13 protein-coding genes are annotated in these 19,377 nt (G+C 67.7%); 7 read left to right on the top strand and 6 right to left on the bottom strand.

Annotation, left to right across the window (positions count from 1 at the left end; genetic code table 11):
* The 3 genes from K7W03_RS13045 to putA form a co-directional block, all read left to right on the top strand.
* Positions 1 to 1,471: heavy metal translocating P-type ATPase (locus K7W03_RS13045; RefSeq protein WP_222886505.1), on the top strand; the 1,471-nt coding region annotated here is incomplete at its 5' end.
* Positions 1,468 to 1,608, top strand: a complete 141-nt coding sequence (gene ccoS, locus K7W03_RS13040) for a cbb3-type cytochrome oxidase assembly protein CcoS (protein WP_065847767.1) — start codon at positions 1,468 to 1,470, stop codon at positions 1,606 to 1,608. The genes K7W03_RS13045 and ccoS, both read left to right, overlap by 4 nt.
* A 139-nt stretch (positions 1,609 to 1,747) precedes the next feature.
* Positions 1,748 to 5,350, top strand: coding sequence for a trifunctional transcriptional regulator/proline dehydrogenase/L-glutamate gamma-semialdehyde dehydrogenase (putA, locus tag K7W03_RS13035; protein WP_222886508.1), 3,603 nt, complete (start codon positions 1,748 to 1,750; stop codon positions 5,348 to 5,350).
* Between the two features lie 36 nt (positions 5,351 to 5,386).
* On the opposite strand, the gene K7W03_RS13030 is transcribed toward putA, so the two are convergent.
* Complete coding sequence (locus K7W03_RS13030; protein ID WP_222886504.1) at positions 5,387 to 6,088, bottom strand: arylesterase; 702 nt, start codon at positions 6,086 to 6,088, stop codon at positions 5,387 to 5,389.
* Here K7W03_RS13030 and K7W03_RS13025 point away from each other — a divergent pair.
* The 4 genes from K7W03_RS13025 (at position 6,087) to K7W03_RS13010 (ending at position 11,134) form a co-directional block, all read left to right on the top strand.
* Positions 6,087 to 6,806: an ABC transporter ATP-binding protein gene (locus tag K7W03_RS13025; RefSeq protein WP_130030076.1), complete on the top strand. Its 720-nt coding sequence runs from the start codon at positions 6,087 to 6,089 to the stop codon at positions 6,804 to 6,806. The two genes, K7W03_RS13030 and K7W03_RS13025, sit on opposite strands and share 2 nt — an antisense overlap.
* A complete protein-coding gene (locus tag K7W03_RS13020; RefSeq protein ID WP_222886503.1) occupies positions 6,803 to 9,331 on the top strand; it encodes an ABC transporter permease in 2,529 nt (842 codons plus the stop codon). The genes K7W03_RS13025 and K7W03_RS13020 overlap by 4 nt, the downstream gene beginning before the upstream one ends.
* Before the next feature lie 397 nt (positions 9,332 to 9,728).
* The gene (locus K7W03_RS13015; RefSeq protein WP_025548736.1) at positions 9,729 to 9,944 is read left to right on the top strand and encodes a 3-keto-5-aminohexanoate cleavage protein; all 216 of its coding nucleotides are present in this window, start codon (positions 9,729 to 9,731) and stop codon (positions 9,942 to 9,944) included.
* Between the two features lie 152 nt (positions 9,945 to 10,096).
* Complete coding sequence (locus tag K7W03_RS13010; RefSeq protein WP_025548735.1) at positions 10,097 to 11,134, top strand: zinc-dependent alcohol dehydrogenase family protein; 1,038 nt, start codon at positions 10,097 to 10,099, stop codon at positions 11,132 to 11,134.
* Positions 11,135 to 11,424: 290 nt separating this feature from the next.
* On the opposite strand, the gene K7W03_RS13005 is transcribed toward K7W03_RS13010, so the two are convergent.
* From K7W03_RS13005 to K7W03_RS12985, 5 genes are all read right to left on the bottom strand, one after another.
* A complete protein-coding gene (locus tag K7W03_RS13005) occupies positions 11,425 to 13,143 on the bottom strand; it encodes an ATP-binding protein (protein WP_025548733.1) in 1,719 nt (572 codons plus the stop codon).
* The gene (locus K7W03_RS13000) at positions 13,140 to 13,721 is read right to left on the bottom strand and encodes a YfiR family protein (RefSeq protein ID WP_025548731.1); all 582 of its coding nucleotides are present in this window, start codon (positions 13,719 to 13,721) and stop codon (positions 13,140 to 13,142) included. Before K7W03_RS13000 ends, K7W03_RS13005 begins: the two co-directional genes overlap by 4 nt.
* Positions 13,709 to 15,619 (bottom strand): TonB-dependent receptor plug domain-containing protein, encoded by a 1,911-nt coding sequence (locus K7W03_RS12995; RefSeq protein WP_025548730.1) that lies wholly within the window; start codon positions 15,617 to 15,619, stop codon positions 13,709 to 13,711. Before K7W03_RS12995 ends, K7W03_RS13000 begins: the two co-directional genes overlap by 13 nt.
* Positions 15,620 to 15,790: 171 nt before the next feature.
* Positions 15,791 to 17,803, bottom strand: coding sequence for an ATP-binding protein (locus K7W03_RS12990; RefSeq protein WP_044660948.1), 2,013 nt, complete (start codon positions 17,801 to 17,803; stop codon positions 15,791 to 15,793).
* Complete coding sequence (locus K7W03_RS12985) at positions 17,800 to 19,290, bottom strand: ATPase domain-containing protein (protein ID WP_044660947.1); 1,491 nt, start codon at positions 19,288 to 19,290, stop codon at positions 17,800 to 17,802. Before K7W03_RS12985 ends, K7W03_RS12990 begins: the two co-directional genes overlap by 4 nt.
* Positions 19,291 to 19,377: the final 87 nt, after the last annotated feature.

The raw sequence follows: 19,377 nt of genomic DNA, 5'->3' as shown, positions 1-19,377 counted from the left end.
AAGAGACAGGCTGAAGCAGACCGCGCCGGGGGCGCTGGTGCTGGAGGCGAACGGGAGCAGCCGTTGGACGCGGGCCGACGCTCTGCGCCCCGGCATGACGATATTGGTGGCGGCAGGCGAAAGGCTGGCCGCCGACGGGCGTGTCGTGGAGGGCGAAAGCGGGCTCGACATCGCCTTTCTGACCGGGGAAAGCGCGCCGGTGCGGGTGCATCCCGGCGACGATGTGCAGGCGGGCTCGCTCAACATCGACGGGCCGATCCGGGTGGAGGTGACGGCGGCGGGGGCCGACACCGTCATTGCCGACATCGCCCGGCTGATGGAGGAGGCGGGGCAGGGCAAGTCGCGCTATGTGCGGCTGGCCGACCGGGCGGCGCGGCTCTATGCGCCCTGCGTCCATCTGCTGGCGGCGCTGTCCTTCGCGGGGTGGATGATCGCCGGGGCGGGGGTGCATCAGGCGTTGCTGATCGCGGTGGCGGTGTTGCTGATCACCTGTCCTTGCGCCTTGGGGCTGGCGGTGCCCGCGGCGCAGATCGTCGCCTGCGGCGCGTTGATGCGGCGGGGCGTGCTGGTCAAGGACGGGTCGGCGCTGGAACGGCTGGCGGAGGTCAGCGAAGCGGTGTTCGACAAGACCGGCACGCTGACGCTGGGCCGTCCGGTGCCGCAGGGCTTGCGCCGTCTGTGGCGCGACGACCGGTCGATCCTGCTGTCCCTGTCGCGGGCGTCTCGCCATCCGCTGAGCGTCGCCTTGCGGCAGGCGCTGGAGGCGCGGGGGGCGACGCCCGCCGCGCTCGACAATGTACGCGAAGTGGCGGGGGAGGGCGTGTTCGCGGACTATGAAGGCGTGGCCGTGTCGCTGGCGCGTCCGCGCAGCCTGATCAACCTGTTCGGGCTGGCGGCGGAATATCGGCGCGGGGATCAGGCCTTGCTGCTGGGCTTCACCGACGCGTTGCGGCCCGATGCGGCGGAAACGCTGGACGTGCTGCGCGGCATGGGGATGAAGATATTGATCGCCAGCGGCGACCGGCCCGAAGCGCTGGAGGAGATTGCCCGCGAAACCCGCACTACCGCCATCGGCCATCTGCGCCCCGCCGACAAGCTGGCGCTGATCGACCGGCTGAAGGCCAGGGGCGAGAAGGTGCTGATGATCGGGGACGGGCTGAACGACGGCCCGGCGCTGGCGGCGGGTCATGCCAGCATGGCGCCCGCCTCCGCCAGCGATGCGAGCCAGCTTACCGCCGACGCCGTATTCCTGGGCGACAGGCTGGCGCCAGTGGCGCTGACCGTGCATGCGGCGCGGCGGACGGTCGCGGTGGTGAAGCAGAATTTCGCGCTGGCGATCGGCTATAATGTGCTGGCGGTGCCGCTGGCCATAGCGGGGAAGGTGACGCCGCTGGTCGCGGCGGTGGCGATGTCGACATCCTCGCTGATCGTCATCGCCAATGCCCTGCGTCTGAAAGGAGTCGTGAAATGACCGGTCTCAGCCTGTTGATTCCGATTGCGCTTGGGCTGGGGCTGCTGGGGCTGGCGGCCTTTTTCTGGGCGCTGGGCAATGGCCAGTTCGAGGATACGGATGGAGCGGCTGTGCGCATCCTGATCGACGCGGATTGACGGCAGGCGGATTTTCGCCCTTTTGGGGTGGATACGGTGGATGATTTGACTGGATAATCGCAATTAATAAGGCAGATTGCCTTAATATGAGCTGTTTATAAGTCGGATTGCATGCCATGATTTCCCTATCATGGCGCACATGACGAACCCGCCCCCCTTCACCGATTTCGCCCCCGCCATCCGGCCGCAATCGCCGCTCCGCCGGGCCATTACGGCCGCCTATCGCCGCGATGAAGCAGAGTGCATGGCGCCCCTGCTGGAAGCCGCCGCGCTGCCCGACGCCATGCGGCAGGGGGTGCGTGACATGGCGCGCAGGCTGGTGACGACGCTACGCGCCAACGGCAAGGGCAGCGGGGTCGAGGCGCTGGTGCAGGAATATTCGCTCTCCAGCCAGGAGGGCGTGGCGCTGATGTGCCTGGCTGAGGCGTTGCTGCGCATTCCCGACGATGCGACCCGCGACGCGCTGATCCGCGACAAGATCGCTGACGGCGACTGGGGCGGGCATCTGGGCGGCGGCAAGTCGCTGTTCGTCAATGCGGCGACCTGGGGGCTGGTGGTGACGGGCAAGCTGGTCGGCAGCGTGGACGACCGGGGTTTGGGCGCGGCGCTGACCCGGCTGGTGGCGCGGCTGGGCGAGCCGGTGATCCGGCGCGGCGTGGACCTCGCCATGCGGATGATGGGCGAGCAGTTCGTGACCGGCGAGACCATCGGGGAAGCGCTGAAGCGGGCGCGGACGGAGGAGGCAAAGGGTTTCCAGTACAGCTATGACATGCTGGGGGAGGCGGCGGCGACGGCGGCGGACGCGGCCCGCTATCTGGAGGATTACCGGCAGGCGATCCACGCCATCGGGCGGGCGTCGGATGGGCGCGGCGTCTATGCCGGGCCGGGCATCTCGATCAAGCTGTCGGCGCTGCATCCGCGCTATTCCCGCGCCCAGGCGGAGCGGGTCATGGGGGAATTGCTGCCCCGGGTGAAGGAGCTGGCGCTGCTCGCCAAAAGCTATGACATCGGCCTCAATATCGACGCGGAGGAGGCGGATCGGCTGGAATTGTCGCTCGATCTGCTGGAGAGTCTGGCGCTGGACCCGGAGCTTGCGGGGTGGAACGGGCTGGGCTTCGTGGTGCAGGCCTATGGCAAGCGCTGTCCCTTCGTCATCGACTGGATCGTCGATCTGGCCCAGCGCGCCGGGCGGCGGATCATGGTGCGGCTGGTCAAGGGCGCCTATTGGGACGCGGAGATCAAGCGGGCGCAGGTCGATGGGATGGCCGACTTCCCGGTCTATACGCGGAAGGTGCATACGGACGTCGCCTATATCGCCTGCGCGAAGAAGCTGCTGGCGGCGCGTGACCGGGTGTTCCCGCAATTCGCGACGCATAATGCGCAGACTCTGGCTACGGTCCATCATCTGGCGGAGCCGGGTTTCACGCTGGGCGACTATGAGTTTCAGTGCCTGCACGGCATGGGCGAGCCGCTCTATGAGCAGGTGGTGGGGACGGGGAATCTGGACCGTCCCTGCCGCATCTATGCGCCGGTCGGCACGCATGAGACGCTGCTCGCCTATCTGGTGCGGCGGCTGCTGGAAAATGGCGCGAACAGTTCCTTCGTGCACCGTATTGCCGATCCGGCGGTGCCGGTGGAGGAGATGATCGCGGACCCGGTCGAGCAGGTGCTGGCGATGCCGCATCCGGGCGCGCGGCATGCGGAGATCGCGCTGCCATCCGAACTGTATCCGGACCGGCGCAATTCGGACGGGATCGACCTTAGCGACGAGAATGCGCTGGCGATGCTGGCGCAGACGCTGGCGGAAAGCGCGCAAATCAATTGGACGGCGGCGCCGCAGGGCGAGGAAGGCACGGCGCGGCTGGTGCTGAACCCCGCCAATCGGCGCGATGTCGTGGGGACGGTGTTCGAGGCGTCGGCGGACCATGCGCGGGCGGCGGTCCTGCGCGCGGAGGGAAGCGGCTGGGCGCTGGTGCCGGTAGCGGAGCGCGCCGCGATGCTGGAGCGGGCCGCCGACGCGATGCAGGCGCGCATGCCGATCCTGTTGGGGCTGATCGTGCGGGAAGCGGGCAAGTCGCTGCCCAACGCCATAGCCGAAGTGCGGGAGGCGATCGATTTCCTGCGCTATTATGCGGCGCAGGCGCGGGCGGCTTTCGGCCCGGCACAGGTGGCCTTGGGGCCGGTCGTGTGCATTTCGCCCTGGAATTTCCCGCTGGCGATCTTCACCGGGCAGGTCGCGGCGGCGCTGGTCGCGGGCAATGCGGTGCTGGCCAAGCCCGCCGAGGAGACCCCGCTGATCGCGGCGGAGGCGGTGCGGTTGCTGCATGAGGCTGGGGTGCCGGGCGATGCGTTGCAGCTTGTGCCCGGCGCGGGCGAGATCGGCGCGGCGCTGGTGGCGGCGCCGCAGACCGCCGGCCCGCTGTTCACCGGATCGACCGAGGTGGCGCGGCTGATCCAGCGGCAATTGGCTTCGCGCCTCTCTGCTTCGGGCAGGCCCATTCCGCTGATCGCGGAGACGGGCGGGCAGAATGCCATGATCGTCGACAGCTCCGCGTTGGCGGAGCAGGTGGTGGCGGATGTCATCGCCTCCGCCTTCGACAGCGCGGGGCAGCGCTGTTCGGCGCTGCGCATCCTCTGCCTGCAGGAGGATGTGGCGGACCGGACGCTGGCGATGCTGAAGGGGGCGCTCAGGGAATTGCAGATCGGGCGGACCGACCGGCTGGCGGTCGACATCGGGCCGGTCATCACGGACGAGGCGAAGGAAGGGATAGAACGGCATATAGAGGCGATGCGGGCGCTGGGCTGCGCGGTGGAGCAGCAGCCGCTGCCGCAGGAAACCGCGCATGGCAGCTTCGTGCCGCCGACGATCATCGAGATCGACGACATCGCGCAATTGCGGCGCGAGGTGTTCGGGCCGGTGCTGCACGTCATCCGTTTCCCTCGCACCGGGTTGAACGCGCTGGTCGATGCGATCAACGCGACCGGCTATGGCCTGACCTTCGGTTTGCATACGCGGCTGGACGATACCGTCGCGCAGGTGACGGGGCGGGTGAAGGCGGGCAATCTCTATGTGAACCGCAATGTGATCGGCGCCATCGTGGGCGTACAGCCCTTTGGCGGGCGGGGCCTGTCGGGCACCGGGCCGAAGGCGGGCGGGCCGCTTTATCTGGGGCGGCTGGTGGCGGTGCCGCCGGTCTTTGCGGAGCGGGCCGGTTCGCTCCGGTCGCCGCTCAGCGATTTTGCCGACTGGCTGGCGGCGAAGGGCGAGGCGGAGGCTTCGGCCATGGCGCGGCGCTGTGGCGATGCCTCGGCGCTGGGCGTTGAGATGACCCTGCCCGGGCCGGTGGGGGAGCGCAACCTCTATGCGCTGCATCCGCGAGGACTGATCGGGATGCGGCCCGCGACGCGGCAGGGGTTGTTGCAGCAGATGGCGGCGGTACTGGCGACGGGCAATCGCGGGGTGCTGTGGGACATGGAACTGCCGCTGGGGTTGCCCGCGCATATTGCGGCGCATTTCACATCGCAGGCGGATGGGCTGCTTGGGGCGGTGCTGGTCGAGGGCGATGCCGCGCGGATCGGTGCGGTGGTTCGGGACGTGGCCGTCATGCCGGGGCCGGTCGTCAGCGTCCATGCGGCGGGGGCGGATGGGGGGTACCCGCTCGATTGGCTGCTGGAGGAAGTGTCGACCTCCATCAACACGACGGCTGCGGGGGGTAATGCCAGCCTGATGATGATCGGGTAAGAGGCTAAAGCGCGCCTTCGCAGGAGCAAGTCACGCTCAGCTTTTCTTCAGCAAGCCCGTCACGACCGGCGCGATCTTGCCGACGATGATGTTCACCCCGGCCGGATTGGGATGGATGGAATCGGCCTGCATCAGCCTGGGATTCCCGATCACGCCGTCGAGGAAGAAGGGGTAGAGCGGCAGGTCGTAACCCTTCGCCAGTCGGGGATAGATGGCGTCGAACTTCGCGCCATAATCCTTGCCCATATTGGGCGCGGCCATCATGCCGGTGAGCAGCACGGGGATCTGCCGCTGCCTGAGCTGGTCCAATATGGCGCGCAGATTCTTCTCGCTGTCCTCCGGCGGGAGGCCGCGCAGCATGTCGTTGCCGCCCAGGTCGAGCAACAGCAGGTCGGGCTTGCGCGGCAGGCCGTCGAGCGTGAAGGCGAGGCGCTGCATGCCGCCCAGCGAGGTTTCGCCCGAAACCCCGGCATTGCGGACCTGAACCGCCAGCCCCTTTGCCTTCAGCGCCTGTTCGAGGCGGAAGGGGAAGCTTTCATTCTGGGCCACGCCATAGCCGGCATAGAGGCTGTCCCCGAAGGCGAGGACCAGCTTGCCGTCGGCCATCGGGGCTGCGGCGTTCCGGACCTCGGCCGTCGGCGCGGCGCTATTGTTGGCGGCGGGTTCGCCCGAACAGGCGGTGAGCAATTGCACAATCGCCATGGCGCCCACATATATCGACCATCTTCCCGCCTTCATGGGGTTCCTTTCGCTGATGCACGGCTCGTCCTCCCTTGCCCATATTGCGATTGAAGCGCGCAATGTCACCCTTTCGCTTGGCACGCGCGAGGCGCCGACGCTGATTTTGAAGGGCGTCGACCTCTCCATCCCAAAGGGCGAGAGTCTGGCGATCCTCGGGCCGTCGGGATCGGGCAAGTCGTCATTGATGGCGATATTGTCGGGACTGGAGCGCGCCAGCGGCGGGGAGGTTCGGGTTGCCGGGATCGATTATGGGCCGCTGGACGAGGATGCGCTGGCGCGGGCGAGGCGCGGGCGCGTGGGCATCGTGTTGCAGAGCTTCCACCTGCTGCCGACCATGACGGCGGTGGAGAATGTCGCCGTGCCGCTGGAACTGGCGGGCTTCGGGGATGCCTTCGCGCGCGCGGCGAGCGAGCTGGAGGCGGTGGGACTTGGGCACCGGCTGCACCATTATCCGGCCCAGCTTTCGGGCGGCGAGCAGCAGCGCGTGGCCATCGCCCGCGCCGTCGCGCCGGGGCCGGACATCATCTTCGCGGACGAGCCGACGGGCAATCTGGACGGCGCGACCAGCGGGGCGATCGTCGAACTGCTGTTCGCCCGGCGGGAAGCGAATGGCGCGACATTGGTGATCATCACCCATGACCCCGGACTGGCGGAGCGGTGCGACCGCGTCGTGGAGATGCGGGATGGGCTGATTGTCGCGGACCGGAGGCTGTGACGGGGCCCGAAACTGCGCTGGGCTGGCGCGGCTGCTGGCGGATCGCCCAACGCGACCTGCATCGCGGCTTCCGGGGTTTGCGGCTGCTGTTCATCTGCCTGTTCCTGGGCGTGGCGACGCTGGCGACCATCGGCGGGCTGACCGCCGCGATCACCGGCGAGATTGCGAGCAAGGGGCAGGTGTTGCTGGGCGGCGACGTCGAGGTGGCGATGTCCCAGCGCGAGGCCAGCGCGGCGGAGAAGGCGGCCTTCCGGCGCGAGGGCGTGCTGAGCGAGACGATCAGACTGCGGGCCATGGCGCAGCGGGTGGGGGAGGGCGCCGGACCCTCCGCCGTGCTGACCGAACTCAAGGGCGTGGACGGGGCCTACCCGCTTTATGGCGCGCTGGCGCTGAAAGGCGGGCGGGCCGGGCCTATGCGCGCCGACGAGCTGGTCATCGGACAGGCGCTGGCGGACCGGCTGGACGTGAAGCCGGGCGATGGCCTGCGCTATGGCGCGGCGACCTTCCGCATCCGCGACATCATCGCGGAGGAGCCGGACCGGGTGGGGGCGGGCTTCACCCTGGGGCCGGTCGCGCTCACCTCCATAGAGGGCATCAGGCGCAGCGGCCTGATCCAGCCGGGCAGCCTGTATGAGAGCAAATATCGCATCCGCCTGGACGCAGGCAGGGATGCCGGGGCTGAGAGCGAGCGGCTGAAGCGCGCCTTCCCCTCTGCCGGTTTCGAGATCAAGGACCGCGACGGCGCGGCGCCGGGGACCAGCCGTTTCCTGGAGCGGATGGGGCAATTCCTGTCGCTGATCGGTCTCGCCGCGCTCGCTATAGCGGGGATCGGGGTCAGCAACGGGGTAGCCTCCTATCTTGCGATCAAGCGCAACGGCATTGCGACGTTGAAGATATTGGGCGCTTCCTCCGCCGACATCGCCCGCATCTATCTGATGCAGATCGGCGCGGTGGCCGTGCTGGCCATTGGCTGCGGGCTGGCGGCGGGGATCGTGCTGCCGCTGGGGCTGGTGACGGCGATGCGGGACATATTGCCGGTGCAGCCCGGTTTCGCCATCGCGCCCTGGCCGCTCGTCACCAGCGCGCTTTACGGACTGCTGATCGCCTTCATCTTCACCGTGCCGCCCTTGACGCGGGCACGGACCCTGCCCGCCGCTGCCCTGTTCCGCGAAACGGTCGACCGGCGGCGCGGGGTCGATCGGCTGAGCATGATCGCGGTGGGCGCGGCGGGGGCGGCCGCCGTGGCGCTGGCGCTGGGCTCGGCGCGGGAGCCCTGGTTCGCGGCGGCGATGCTGGGCGCGGTCGCGGCCATGCTGGCGCTGCTGACCGGCATCGGCCTATTGGTCCGGCGCGTCGCGCGTCGGCTGCCCGCGCCGCGTCGTCCGCTTGCCCGGCTGGCGGTCGCCAATCTCCATCGGCCCGGTGCGCAGACGTCGGCGCTGGTGGTGGCGCTGGGGCTGGGCCTGACGCTGTTCGTGACGCTGGCGGCGATCCAGTCGAGCCTCAGCGCCGAAATCCGCAACACCGTGCCCCGCACCGCGCCGGACCAGTTCGTGCTGGACATCCCCATCGCCGCCAGGGACAGGTTCCTTGCGCTGGTCGGCAGGGAGGCGCCGGGTGCCAAGGTCAATATGGTGCCGACCCTACGCGGGACGATCGTCGCCTATGGCGGGCAGCGGGTGGCGGACCTCAAGGAACTGCCCGAGGGCGCCTGGTTCCTGCGCGGTGAGCGGGGCGTCACCTATAGCGAGGCTCTGCCCGAGGGGTCGGAACTGGTCGAAGGGCAATGGTGGCCCCGCGACTATGCCGGGCCGCCGCTCGTCTCGCTCGACCGCGAGGCGGCGGAGGTGATGGGCGTCGGCATCGGCGACACGCTCACCGTGTCCGTGCTGGGGCGCGAGATCGAGGCGCGCATCGCCTCCCTGCGGCAGGTCAATTGGGAGACGATGGGTTTCAACTACATCATGGTCTTCTCCCCCAACACGCTGCGCAGCGCGCCGCACAGCCTGTCGGCGACGATCACGATGAAGGGCGCGTCGGAAGGGGCGATGACGCGCACGCTGCTGGCGGCCTTCCCCTCCGTCTCGATCATCGCCGTGGGCGAGGTGGTGGCGCAGGTCACGGTGCTGCTGGGGCAGATGTCCACGGCCATCGTGCTGGCGGGATCGGTCGCGATCCTGGCAGGGATCGCGGTGCTGATCGGGGCGATTGCGGCGTCGCGCCAGGCGCGGGCCTATGACAGTGTGATCCTGAAGACGCTGGGCGCGACCCGCTGGCAGATATTGGGCGCGCAGGGCATTGAATATGCGCTGCTGGCCGGTGTGCTGGCGCTGGTGGCGCTTGGCCTTGGCCTTGGCGCGGGCTGGTTCGTGATCGTGCGGATATTCGATTTCCACTGGGCGCCGGATTGGCTGCTCGTACTCTCGACCCTGGGCGCGGGGGCGGTGCTTACACTGGGGATCGGGCTGTTGGGGTCGATCCCGCTGATGTCGGTGCGGCCGGCCCGCGCCTTGCGGGCGTTGTAGGGAGCGGCCCTGTCGCGCAGGGAAGCGGCCGCTACTGCGCGAACAACCGTTTCGGCAGCACGACATGCACGCCCTTGTTGCGGTCGACGAGCCATCGCCCGCAACGCTGCCTCGCCCAGAAAGTCGATCATGTTGCGAAGCGCCTTGCGCGTGGCGTGGCTGTCCATATTACCACGATGGATGGCGGGCGGCGAGGAATCGACCCTGCCGCGTGCGGTCGGCCGCGCCACGCCCATGCTGCCGAAGAAGGGCGCTAACGGTATTTCGATGCCGAGGTTGAAAAGCCCCACCATCCGGTCGCGGTCCAGCGGCACGATCCGGATTCGGGAACAGGGGAAGTTGTCCGTCAGGAAGCGCCCGCCATAGCGGAAGATGTGATGGCGAGCGGGCGGCTCAATTGCCGTTCGTCACCATGGGGGCGCTGAACGGCGCCAATGTCCGGGTGGGGCTGGAGGATTCGCTGTTCGCAGGGAAGGGGAAATTGGCGACATCCAATGCGGAGCAGGTCGCGCTGATCCGGTCCATCCTCGAACTTCTGTCGCTGGAGGTCGCGACGGCGGAGGAGACCCGCGCCATCCTTGACCTCAAGGGCGCCGACAATGTCGCCTTCTAGGCACGGGCCGGCGGGCAAGAGGATGAGGCAAGGACCGCTTGCGCGTTCAGGCAGGCGCCGTCCGGGAATCTACGGATAGGAATGAAGGGCCGGTGAGAGGAACTTCCGGGGGATCGCCACTGAGGCGAACCATCTGGAAGGGATCGGCCATCGTGAAAGCCTTGATCTATGGAGGACCGGGCGAGAAGAGCCTGGGCGAAAGGGCCAAGCCGCAGATCGCGGAGGGCGGCGACGCGATCGTCCGCGTGACGCACACCACCATCTGCGGCACCGATCTTCATATCCTGAAGGGCGATGTGCCGGGTTGCGCGCCCGGCCGCATATTGGGGCATGAAGGCGTCGGGGTGATCGATTCCGTCGGGCCTGCCGTCACCAACTTCACGCCCGGCGACCATGTCCTCATTTCCTGCATCACTGCCTGCGGACGGTGCGACTATTGCCGGCGCGGCATCTATTCCCATTGCAGGACCGGCGGCTGGCTGCTGGGCAACGAGATCGACGGGACGCAGGCGGAATATGTCCGCATACCCCATGCCGACACCAGCCTCTATCCCATTCCGGCGGGGATGGACGAGGAAGCGCTGGTGATGCTGAGCGACATCCTGCCGACCGGCTTCGAATGCGGCGTGCTCAACGGCAAGGTCGCGCCCGGAAGCAGCGTCGCGATCGTGGGCGCGGGGCCGATCGGGCTGGCGGTGCTGCTGACCGCGCAATTCTATACTCCGGCGCAGATCATCATGATCGACATGGACGCCAACCGGCTGGCCGTGGCGCGGCGGTTCGGCGCCACACGCACCATCGACAGCCGGTCCGAAGACCCGGTGGAGATCGTCAGGGGCCTGACGGACGGACAGGGCGTCGACGCAGCCATAGAGGCCGTCGGCGTCCCTGCCACATTCGAGCTTTGCCAGGACCTTGTCGCGCCGGGCGGGGTGATCGCCAATATCGGCGTGCATGGCAGGAAGGCAGACCTGCATCTCGAACGGCTCTGGTCGCACAATATCACGGTGACGACCCGGCTGGTGGACACGGTGACCACGCCGATGCTGCTGAAGACGGTGGCTGCGGAGAAGATCGACGCCGGGCAGCTCGTCACCCACCGCTTTTCGCTGGACGCCATATTGGACGCCTATGACGTTTTCGGGCGGGCGGCGAAGACCCAGGCCTTGAAGGTCCTGATCACGCCCTGAGCCGGTCGAAGGGCGGCAACCGGCTTTCCGCCTGAAGGGATGCGGCGATAAAGATCCGGCGCGCGCGATCTTGCGTCCGGTTCACCGCGGCGCGCTCCAGAATGGCGGCGCGAAGCGGGTTTTCGATGAGGGAGAAACAAGATGTCGATGGTGGATCGGGTCAGGCAATCGCTGGATGCCGTCTTTCTGGCGACGCTGTCGTTCGGACTGGTGATCGCGATTTGCGCGATCATCCTGGCCAAGCTGCCGGGCTGAGGGGGGTGAAGGCGCGGCTTGTGGCGGGACGGCGGTCACGCCTTGCTGTGGTCCAGCGCCGCCATCAGGTGGACCGACAGGTCCTGGATGGTGAACGGCTTGGCCAGCAGCGGCACGCCCTCCTTCGCGGCGGAGGCCGCCGCGGCGCTGTAGCCCGTCATCAGCATCGTGCCCAGATGCGGCCAGTGCTTCCTGATCCGCAGCGCCAGCTCCATGCCGCCGACCTCGCCCGGCATGATCATGTCGGAAAGGATCAGGGAGAAATCGTCCGCCCGCTCCAGCCGGCGCAGCGCCGCGTCGCCATTGTCGACCCGCTCCATCTCATAGCCCAGCGTCGTCAGCATGCCGCCCACCGTGTCGGCCACCGTGTCGTCATCCTCCACCAGCAGGATGCGCTGCCTGCCGGAGGCGCCGACGGGTTCGGCCGGCCTGTCGCTTTCCCGGGGCGCGAGCAGGGATCGCGGCAGCAGCAGGGTGATGGTCGTCCCCCTGCCGACGATGCTGTCGACCAGCACCTCCCCGCCCGACGCCCGCGCGAAGCCGTAGACCTGGCTGAGGCCAAGCCCCGTGCCCTGACCGACCGCCTTGGTCGTGTAGAAGGGTTCGAAGATCTTGTTGACCAGTTCCGGCGCGATGCCGGCGCCGCTGTCCGTCACCGCGATCTGCACCCGGTCGGGCAGGTCGCCATGGACCGGGCGGTTCGCGCCTTCGATGACGATGGTGCCGCCCTTCTGCATGGCGTCCCGGGCGTTGAGGGCGATGTTGAGGATCGCCACCTCCAGTTCCGACGCATCCACCTCCACCGGCCAGAGGTCCGCGGGAAGGTGCATGGTCACCCCTATGCTTTCGCCCAGCGATCGTTCGAGCAGCGCATCCATGCCCCTGATCCGCTCCCGCAGGTCGACGACCTCCGGGTTGAGCGGGGTGCGGCGGGAGAAGGCGAGCAGTTGCCGCGTCAGTTTCGCGCCCCGGTCCAGCGCCTGGCGTATCCCGGCGCGCAGCTTTTCCAGCCTGGCCGCGTCCTGGGTGCGTTCCATGAGGTCGAGACCGCCGGAAGCGACCATCAGCAGATTGTTGAAGTCATGCGCGACGCCGCCGGTCAACTGGCCCATCGCCTCCATCTTCTGCGACTGGCGCAGCGCCTCTTCGGCCTGCTGGCGGCTGGCGATTTCCGCCTGGAGAGCCTGGTGCGCGCGGCGCAGCGAGGAATAGGAGGCGGCGAGCATCACGATCAGCACCGACGCCGCGATGACGATGACGGCGATGCCCAGATAGCGGGTCAGGCGGCGCGACAGGCTGTCCATGGTGGATTGGAGATAGACGGAGCCGAGCCGCGTGCTGCCCTGCTTCACCGGAACGGTGACGGCGAGCGCGGCGGGCGGCGCGTCCCGGCTGGCCTCCTCCGCCCGCTTGGGCAGCCGGGCGGGAGGGCGCGCGAAGCCGGCGGCGAAGGCGCCCTTGCCGTCATAGGCTGCGACCGCGACGATCTGGGGATCGGCCTTCAGCGCGTTCAGATATTCCTGGAGCGCGACATCGTCCTCGAACGCCAGCGGGGCGGCGATCCCATTGGCCAGAACCTGCGCCTGGACGGTCGTCTGCCGCAGCTTTTCGACGCGGCCGAGCTGTTCGAGCTGGATGGCGGCGGCCAGCCCGGCGGCCAGTAGCAGGAAGGCGATCAGGACGGCGGAAAGCGGCGTCGCCATCTGTCCGACGACTTTGCCCAGGCTGAGCCGGCTTGGGGTCGCTTGCTTCATTTCCGGTTCACCGCGATGGCAAGGCCCAGCAATTTGGAACTGATCTTGAGGCCGTTGGCCCGGGCCGCGCCGTCATCGATCTGGAACCGCACCCGGCCGCTCTGCCGCACGAATTCGATCATCGCGCCGCTGGGCCCCGCGCTCTTGTCCGCGACCGTCAGCACCGGCTGCCCCTCGGTCGTCGCGAAGGGCGCATAGCCGGGATCGGTCGAGTGTCCGGCGAACAGGATGTGGCAGCCGGCCGGGCCCGCTTCGCCGCCAGCACGCCGCACCACCACCGGCCGGCCGACCATCTTCTGGCCGCGCACCACCTCGTTGAGCAGGGTGCCGAACGGGTCCTCTCCGACGACGCAGATGACGAAATTCCTTTCCGTCCCGGAAAATGCCGCCGGGGGCCATTCCACGAAGGGCGCGAACTTGAACAGGAAATTCGCCTGGATTGCGCGTTCCAGCGTCGTCGGCGAATTGGCCGGCACCGGCGCCGGAACGACGATCGCGGCCGCCGCGAGACAGGACAGGGCGGCCCATCGCCGGCGTCGTGCCCGCCTGCCGCGCGGTGAAGGGTTCAGATCGTCCATTTGAGCGCCACGAACACGCTGCGGCGGAGCGGCGTCGCCTGCGAAGCGGGAAGCTCACGGTGGCGGCGGTGCAGCAGGTTGAAGCCCGATACCGACAGTTCGGCGCGCTCATCGAATTGCCAGCCCAGTCTTGCCCCCAGCTCCACATAGCCCGGCACATGGGGGTCGGGCAGGGCGGACACATAGCGCAGGTCGAAATCGACATTGACCTCCGGCCCGATGTCCATGGAGGAGCGCAGCGTCGCGCGGTGTTTGGGATCGTTGCCGACCTGCGACACGCCGAGCAGGGGCACCGAGTCCGGCTTGAAGCGGAACTTCTGGATCAGCAGGCTGTAGCCGGGCTTGAGCCGCCACCAGCTTGCCAGACGGATGTCGGCCCAGGCGTCGAAGCCATAGCTGTCGCCCTTTATCCCATTGCCCCAGCGCAGCGGCAGCAGCCCCTCCGGCGCCGGCTCCACCGTCCGCAGGTCGTCATAGACATTGTAGAAGGCCGAGACCGAAAGCGACGCGCGGGGCGAGAGCATCAGCCGCGTGCCCAGTTCGAAGGCGGTCAGCTTTTCGGAGCGGAAGCTTGGAAGGGCGGTCAGGAAGACGGTGCCTTCGATGGATTCGACCACATCCTCGTCGAAGGGGGTGGGGGAACGCACCGCGCGGGAGACCGCGCCCCAGACCAGGGTCCCGGGGTCGGGCTTCCAGGACAGGCGAACGCTGGGGAGAAAGGTGAGGTCCATGTAGCTGCGCTGCTCCAGCTTGGCCCCGACCGTGCCCGTGATGGACGGCGTCAGGGCGATGCTGTCCTGCGCGAACAGATTGCCGACGAAAAGGTTTCGCCGCTCGGGCACGAAGTCCAGGCCGGGAATGTCGCGGATCACATAGCGGCCGAGGCGCGCCCCGCCGCCCCAGACGATGCTGTGGTTGCGCCCCAGGGTGAAGCTGTGCTGCCCCTCCACATCGAAGGTGTCGAGCGCGAAGCGGCCGCCGTCATCCTCGATCTTGCGGGCGGTGTGGTCGTAATAGGCCTGGAGCTGAAGCGTCGCGCCGGACGCCGCGCCATGGCGCCAGCGGGCAAGCAGGTCGTAGCCGTGCAGGCTCTCGTCGGGCGCGGTCCCCCGCGAGCGGGAGCCGTAATAGCCGTCCCCCTGCACCATCAGCGCGTCGGCGGGGGTCGCGTTCCAGTCGAAGCGGAAGCCGCCCTGGGTCCGGCGGTTGCCGTCGTCCGCGTTCGACGCGCTTTCGAAATTCTCATGGCGCTTCACGAACAGGCGATAGCTGGCGTTGCCGCCGGCATGGCCGCCATAGCGCAGCCCCAGATCATAGGTGCTGTTGCCGACCACGCCGGTGCCGTACAGGCCCTGTGTCGCCCCTGCGTCGCGGGTGATGATGTTGATCACGCCATTGACGGCGTTCGATCCCCAGAGCGTGGCGCCGGGGCCGGAGATCACCTCTATGCGGTCGACATCCTCCGGCAATATGTCCTGCATGTCCCAATAGACGCCGGAATAAAGCGGCGAATAGACGCTGCGCCCGTCGATCAGCACGAGCAGCTTGTTGGAGAAATTCTGAGCGGCGTCGTTGCCGCCAAGCCCGCGGGCGGCGACGACCGTATCGTTGGGGCCGCCGCGCATGACCTGCAGATTGGGGGCGAGCCGGAGAATGCCGGGCAGCGTCAGCGTGCCTGAACGGACGATGTCGTCATGGGTGATGACATAGATGGATGCCGGGGAGTCGGCCAGCGAAGCCGCCGACCGGGTGACGGACGTGACGTCCAGCTTCGACAGCGCGGCGATCGGCATGTCGCGCAGTTCTTCGATGCTCTGCGCCTGGGCGGCCGTACCGTATAGGGACAGAAGGCCCACGGCCACTCCGCCGAACGCCGCGCCGCCAAAAGCCCATGCCATTTTCGTTCATCCCCCTGCGCTGCCCATTGCGCTTGCCCCCGGCGCGAGGATCGCCCGCGCATCGTGGAGTCGTTACGCAGCCGCGTCAGAAAAGTTCCACGCCAACCTCCGCAATTCCATGCATAATGTGCCTGAAACCCACGGTCGGACGCCGGCAGCCGCACGCCGCCTTCACAGGGCCGCAAGGCTCTTGGCCAGATCGATCTGCTTGAAGGGCTTGGTCAACCGTGGCAGTTCCGCCGAAATTCCGGCATTTTCGGCATAGCCGGAAATCAGCAGCGCCCTGATCTCCGGCTTCAGCGCCCTCGCCTGCTCGATCAGGTCGGTGCCGGTCGTGCCGGGCATCAGATGGTCGGTGACCAGCACGTCGATGCCCGGCTCTGCCTTCATGATCGCGAGCGCATGTTCGGCGGAGCTGGCCTCCAGCACGTCATATCCCAGTTCGCGCAGCATGTGCACGGTGCTGGCGCGCACCAGTTCCTCATCATCCACCACCAGCGCCATGCCATGGTCCAGCTTGACCGGGGCGATGTCCGGCCCGGCGGCTTCCTTCCCGGCCTCGATCTCGCTGGTCGGCAGCCAGAGGCTGATCGTCGTGCCATGGCCCACGGCGCTTTCGATGGTGAGGCCGCCGCCCAGCTGCGCGGCCAGGCCATGCACCATCGACAGGCCAAGGCCGGTCCCCTGACCCACGCCCTTGGTCGTGAAGAAGGGCTCTATCGCCTTTTCTGCGGTCTGCTGGTCCATGCCGATGCCGGTGTCGGCCACCGACAGCCTGACATATCGCCCCTCCCGCAGATGCAGCCGGTTGTCGGCCGCCATGCTGTCGCAGTTCACGCCGATGCGAAGCTGCCCGCCGTCCGGCATCGCGTCGCGCGCATTCACCGCCAGGTTCAGCAACGCCATTTCGATCTGGTTGGCGTCGGCATGAGCGGCGGGCAGGTCGTCCGCCACCGCCAGTTCGACCTGCACGCGCGGGCCCGACGTGCTGACGATCAGGTCGCGCATGTCCCGCACCAATCCCCCAATGTCGATGGCGGTGGGCTGCAGCGGTTGCCGCCGCGCGAAGGCAAGCAGCCTTTGCACCAGCATCTTCGCCCGGTCGGCCGATTGCAGGGCGCCTTCGATCAGTCGCCGTTCCCGATCGGTGCCCAGGCCGCGGCGATGGAGCAGGTCGAGGCTGCCGACGATCGGCGTCAGCAGGTTGTTGAAATCATGGGCGACGCCGCCGGTCAACTGGCCCATGGATTCCAGCTTCTGCGACTGGCGCAGCGCCTCCTGCGCCAGTTCCAGTTCATGCGAGCGCTGCTGCACTCGCTCCTCCAGCGTTTCGTTGAGCGCGCGCAGGCGCTCCTCGCTCTGGCGAAGCGCTGCCTCCATGCGGCGGCGTTCGGTGATGTCGTTGAACAGCACGGCGATCTGGGGCGCCCTGGGGTCGCCCACGCGAAAGGCATAGACGTCGTACCAATAGCCGCCCAGCGCATCGGCCGCGTCCTCGAAGCGGACGGCCTCGCCGGTGCAGGCGACCTGGCCGTAAATGTCGAACCAATGCTGTTCATGCTCCGGCACGAGCGAGCGCATCCGCTTTCCCACCGCATCGCTGAGCCCGGTATGGCGCGCAAAGGCGGGATTGGTCTCTATGAAGAGATAGTCGACCGGCTTCCCCGCTTCGTCGAAGATCATCTCTATGATGCAGAAGCCCGCCTCGATCGAATCGAACAGGGTGCGATATTTCTCCGCGCCGCGATGCAGTTCCTCCAGCCTCGCGCGGGCGTCATATTGCCGCCGGCGGCCGCGCAGCGCCGAACGGGCAAGGCTGATCAGCGTGGTGGGGTGGAAGGGCCGCTCCAGGAAATTGACGTTGCCCAGCATCTCCAGATAGCGCGACGCCGATGGGTTGCGCTCCAGCCCGCCGCCGCGGCGGGTCAACAGGATGAAGGGGAAGTCCGACCATTCCGGCTGATCCTGCAACCAACCGACCAGCGGGTGCAGGTCGCGATTGTGCAGCGCCTCCTCCGTCACCAGCGCGAAGCCGGCGCCATGGTCGATGCCGTTCAGCAGGGCGGGAAGATCCCGGCAGATCTGCGACCGCAATCCCGCCTCGGCCAGCATCGATGCCGCGATCTCCGCATCGCGCCCGACGGGAGCGAGGATCAGCGCCCGTTCGGAAAGATGCGGTATCACGCCTTCTTGTCTTCGAGCAGCGCCGGCGGGCTGCCGACGAAATGCGGAACCCCGCGCAGCACGCCCTGGAAGCCCACCAGCGGTTTGCCCAGGCGAATGCCGTAAGATCCGATGCGGAATTCGCGGATCGTGTCCTCATGCGATCCGGTCCGCTTCTTGATGATCGACATGGCGCGGCGCACCCGGCCCAGCGCTTCGAAATAGCGCAGCAGGATGACCGTGTCGGCCAGATAGGTGACATCGACCGGCGTCTTCATGTCGCCCACCAGCCCATGCTGCGCGACCGTCAGGAAGGTGGTGGCCCCCTGCCGGTTCAGATATTGCAGCAGCTCATGCATGTGCAGGACCAGCGCATTTTCTTCCGGCATGGCGGACTGATAGCCGTTCAGGCTGTCGATGACGACGGTCCTCACGCCATGCCGTTCCACGCAGTTGCGCACCCGCTGGGCAAATTCGCCGGGGGACAGTTCGGCCGCGTCCACCTGCTCGACGATCAGGTCGCCGCTCCCGGCCATGGCCTGCATGTCGATGCCAAGGCCCAGGGCGCGTTTGAAGAGCAGGCCCATCTCCTCGTCGAAGACGAACATCGCCGCCTTTTCCCCGCGCCGGATCGCCGCCGTGACGAAGGTGAGGGCGAGCAGGGATTTGCCGGTGCCCGCCGGGCCGAGGACGAGCACGCTGGAGCCCCGCTCGATCCCGCCGCCCAGCAGGGCGTCGAGTTCGCCGGAATCGCTTTTCAGCACGTCGCGAACGAAGCTGGTCTTGTGTTCGGCCGACACCAGCCGGGGAAAGACACGGACGCCGCCCTTCTCGATGACGAAATCGTGGAAGCCGCCGCGAAAATGCCGGCCGCGATATTTGATGATGCGCATCCGGCGGCGCTCCGGGCCGTAGCCGGGCGACAGTTCCTCCAGCCGGATGACGCCATGGGCGACGCTGTGCACGGTCTTGTCCGCCACCTCCGCCGTCAGGTCGTCCAGCATCAGCACCGTCGCATTCTGTTTCGAGAAGAAGTGCTTGAGCGCCAGTATCTGGCGGCGGTAGCGCAGCGAGCTTTGCGCCAGCAGGCGGATTTCAGACAGGCTGTCCAGCACCACCCGGTCCGGCCGGACCCGCTCGAACGCATCGAAGATGCGGCGGGTGGTCTCGCCTAGTTCCAGGTCGGACGAATAGAGCAGGCTTTGCTGCTGCTGCTCGTCCAGCAGGCTTTCGGGCGGCACCAGTTCGAACAGGTCCACCCCCTCCAGGGTCCAGCCATGCGATGCCGCGCTCTCGCGCATCTCGTCCTCGGTTTCGGACAGGGTGATGTAGAGGCAGCGTTCGCCGCGCCGAGCGCCCTCGATCAGGAACTGCATCGCGATGGTGGTCTTGCCCGTGCCCGGACTGCCTTCCAGCAGGAAGACCCGGCCGCGGGTGAGCCCGCCGGAGAGAATGTCGTCAAGGCCATCCACCCCCGCCAGGGCCTGTTCGGTCGAATAGGTCTCCACGTCATCTCCTTTCAGGGCAGGAGCATCGGCGATTACCATGGGAAGCGGCCGCCCTGAATGCGTCGCAGATTGATTTCGATCAAGTCA

The sequence above is a fragment of the Sphingobium sp. PNB genome (genome assembly GCF_019873065.1).
GTDB classification, from domain to species: Bacteria; Pseudomonadota; Alphaproteobacteria; order Sphingomonadales; family Sphingomonadaceae; genus Sphingobium; species Sphingobium fuliginis.
This window is presented reverse-complemented; position numbering and strand designations above follow the sequence as displayed.

Excerpts from the sequence above, each read along its gene's own strand:
- K7W03_RS13025 (WP_130030076.1), top strand. The coding sequence starts at position 6,087 with ATGGGGTTCCTTTCGCTGATGCACGGCTCGTCCTCCCTTGCCCATATT.
- ccoS (WP_065847767.1), top strand. The coding sequence starts at position 1,468 with ATGACCGGTCTCAGCCTGTTGATTCCGATTGCGCTTGGGCTGGGGCTG.
- K7W03_RS12995 (WP_025548730.1), bottom strand. The coding sequence starts at position 15,619 with ATGGCATGGGCTTTTGGCGGCGCGGCGTTCGGCGGAGTGGCCGTGGGC.
- K7W03_RS13030 (WP_222886504.1), bottom strand. The coding sequence starts at position 6,088 with ATGAAGGCGGGAAGATGGTCGATATATGTGGGCGCCATGGCGATTGTG.
- K7W03_RS13005 (WP_025548733.1), bottom strand. The coding sequence starts at position 13,143 with ATGAAGCAAGCGACCCCAAGCCGGCTCAGCCTGGGCAAAGTCGTCGGA.
- K7W03_RS13000 (WP_025548731.1), bottom strand. The coding sequence starts at position 13,721 with ATGGACGATCTGAACCCTTCACCGCGCGGCAGGCGGGCACGACGCCGG.
- putA (WP_222886508.1), top strand. The coding sequence starts at position 1,748 with ATGACGAACCCGCCCCCCTTCACCGATTTCGCCCCCGCCATCCGGCCG.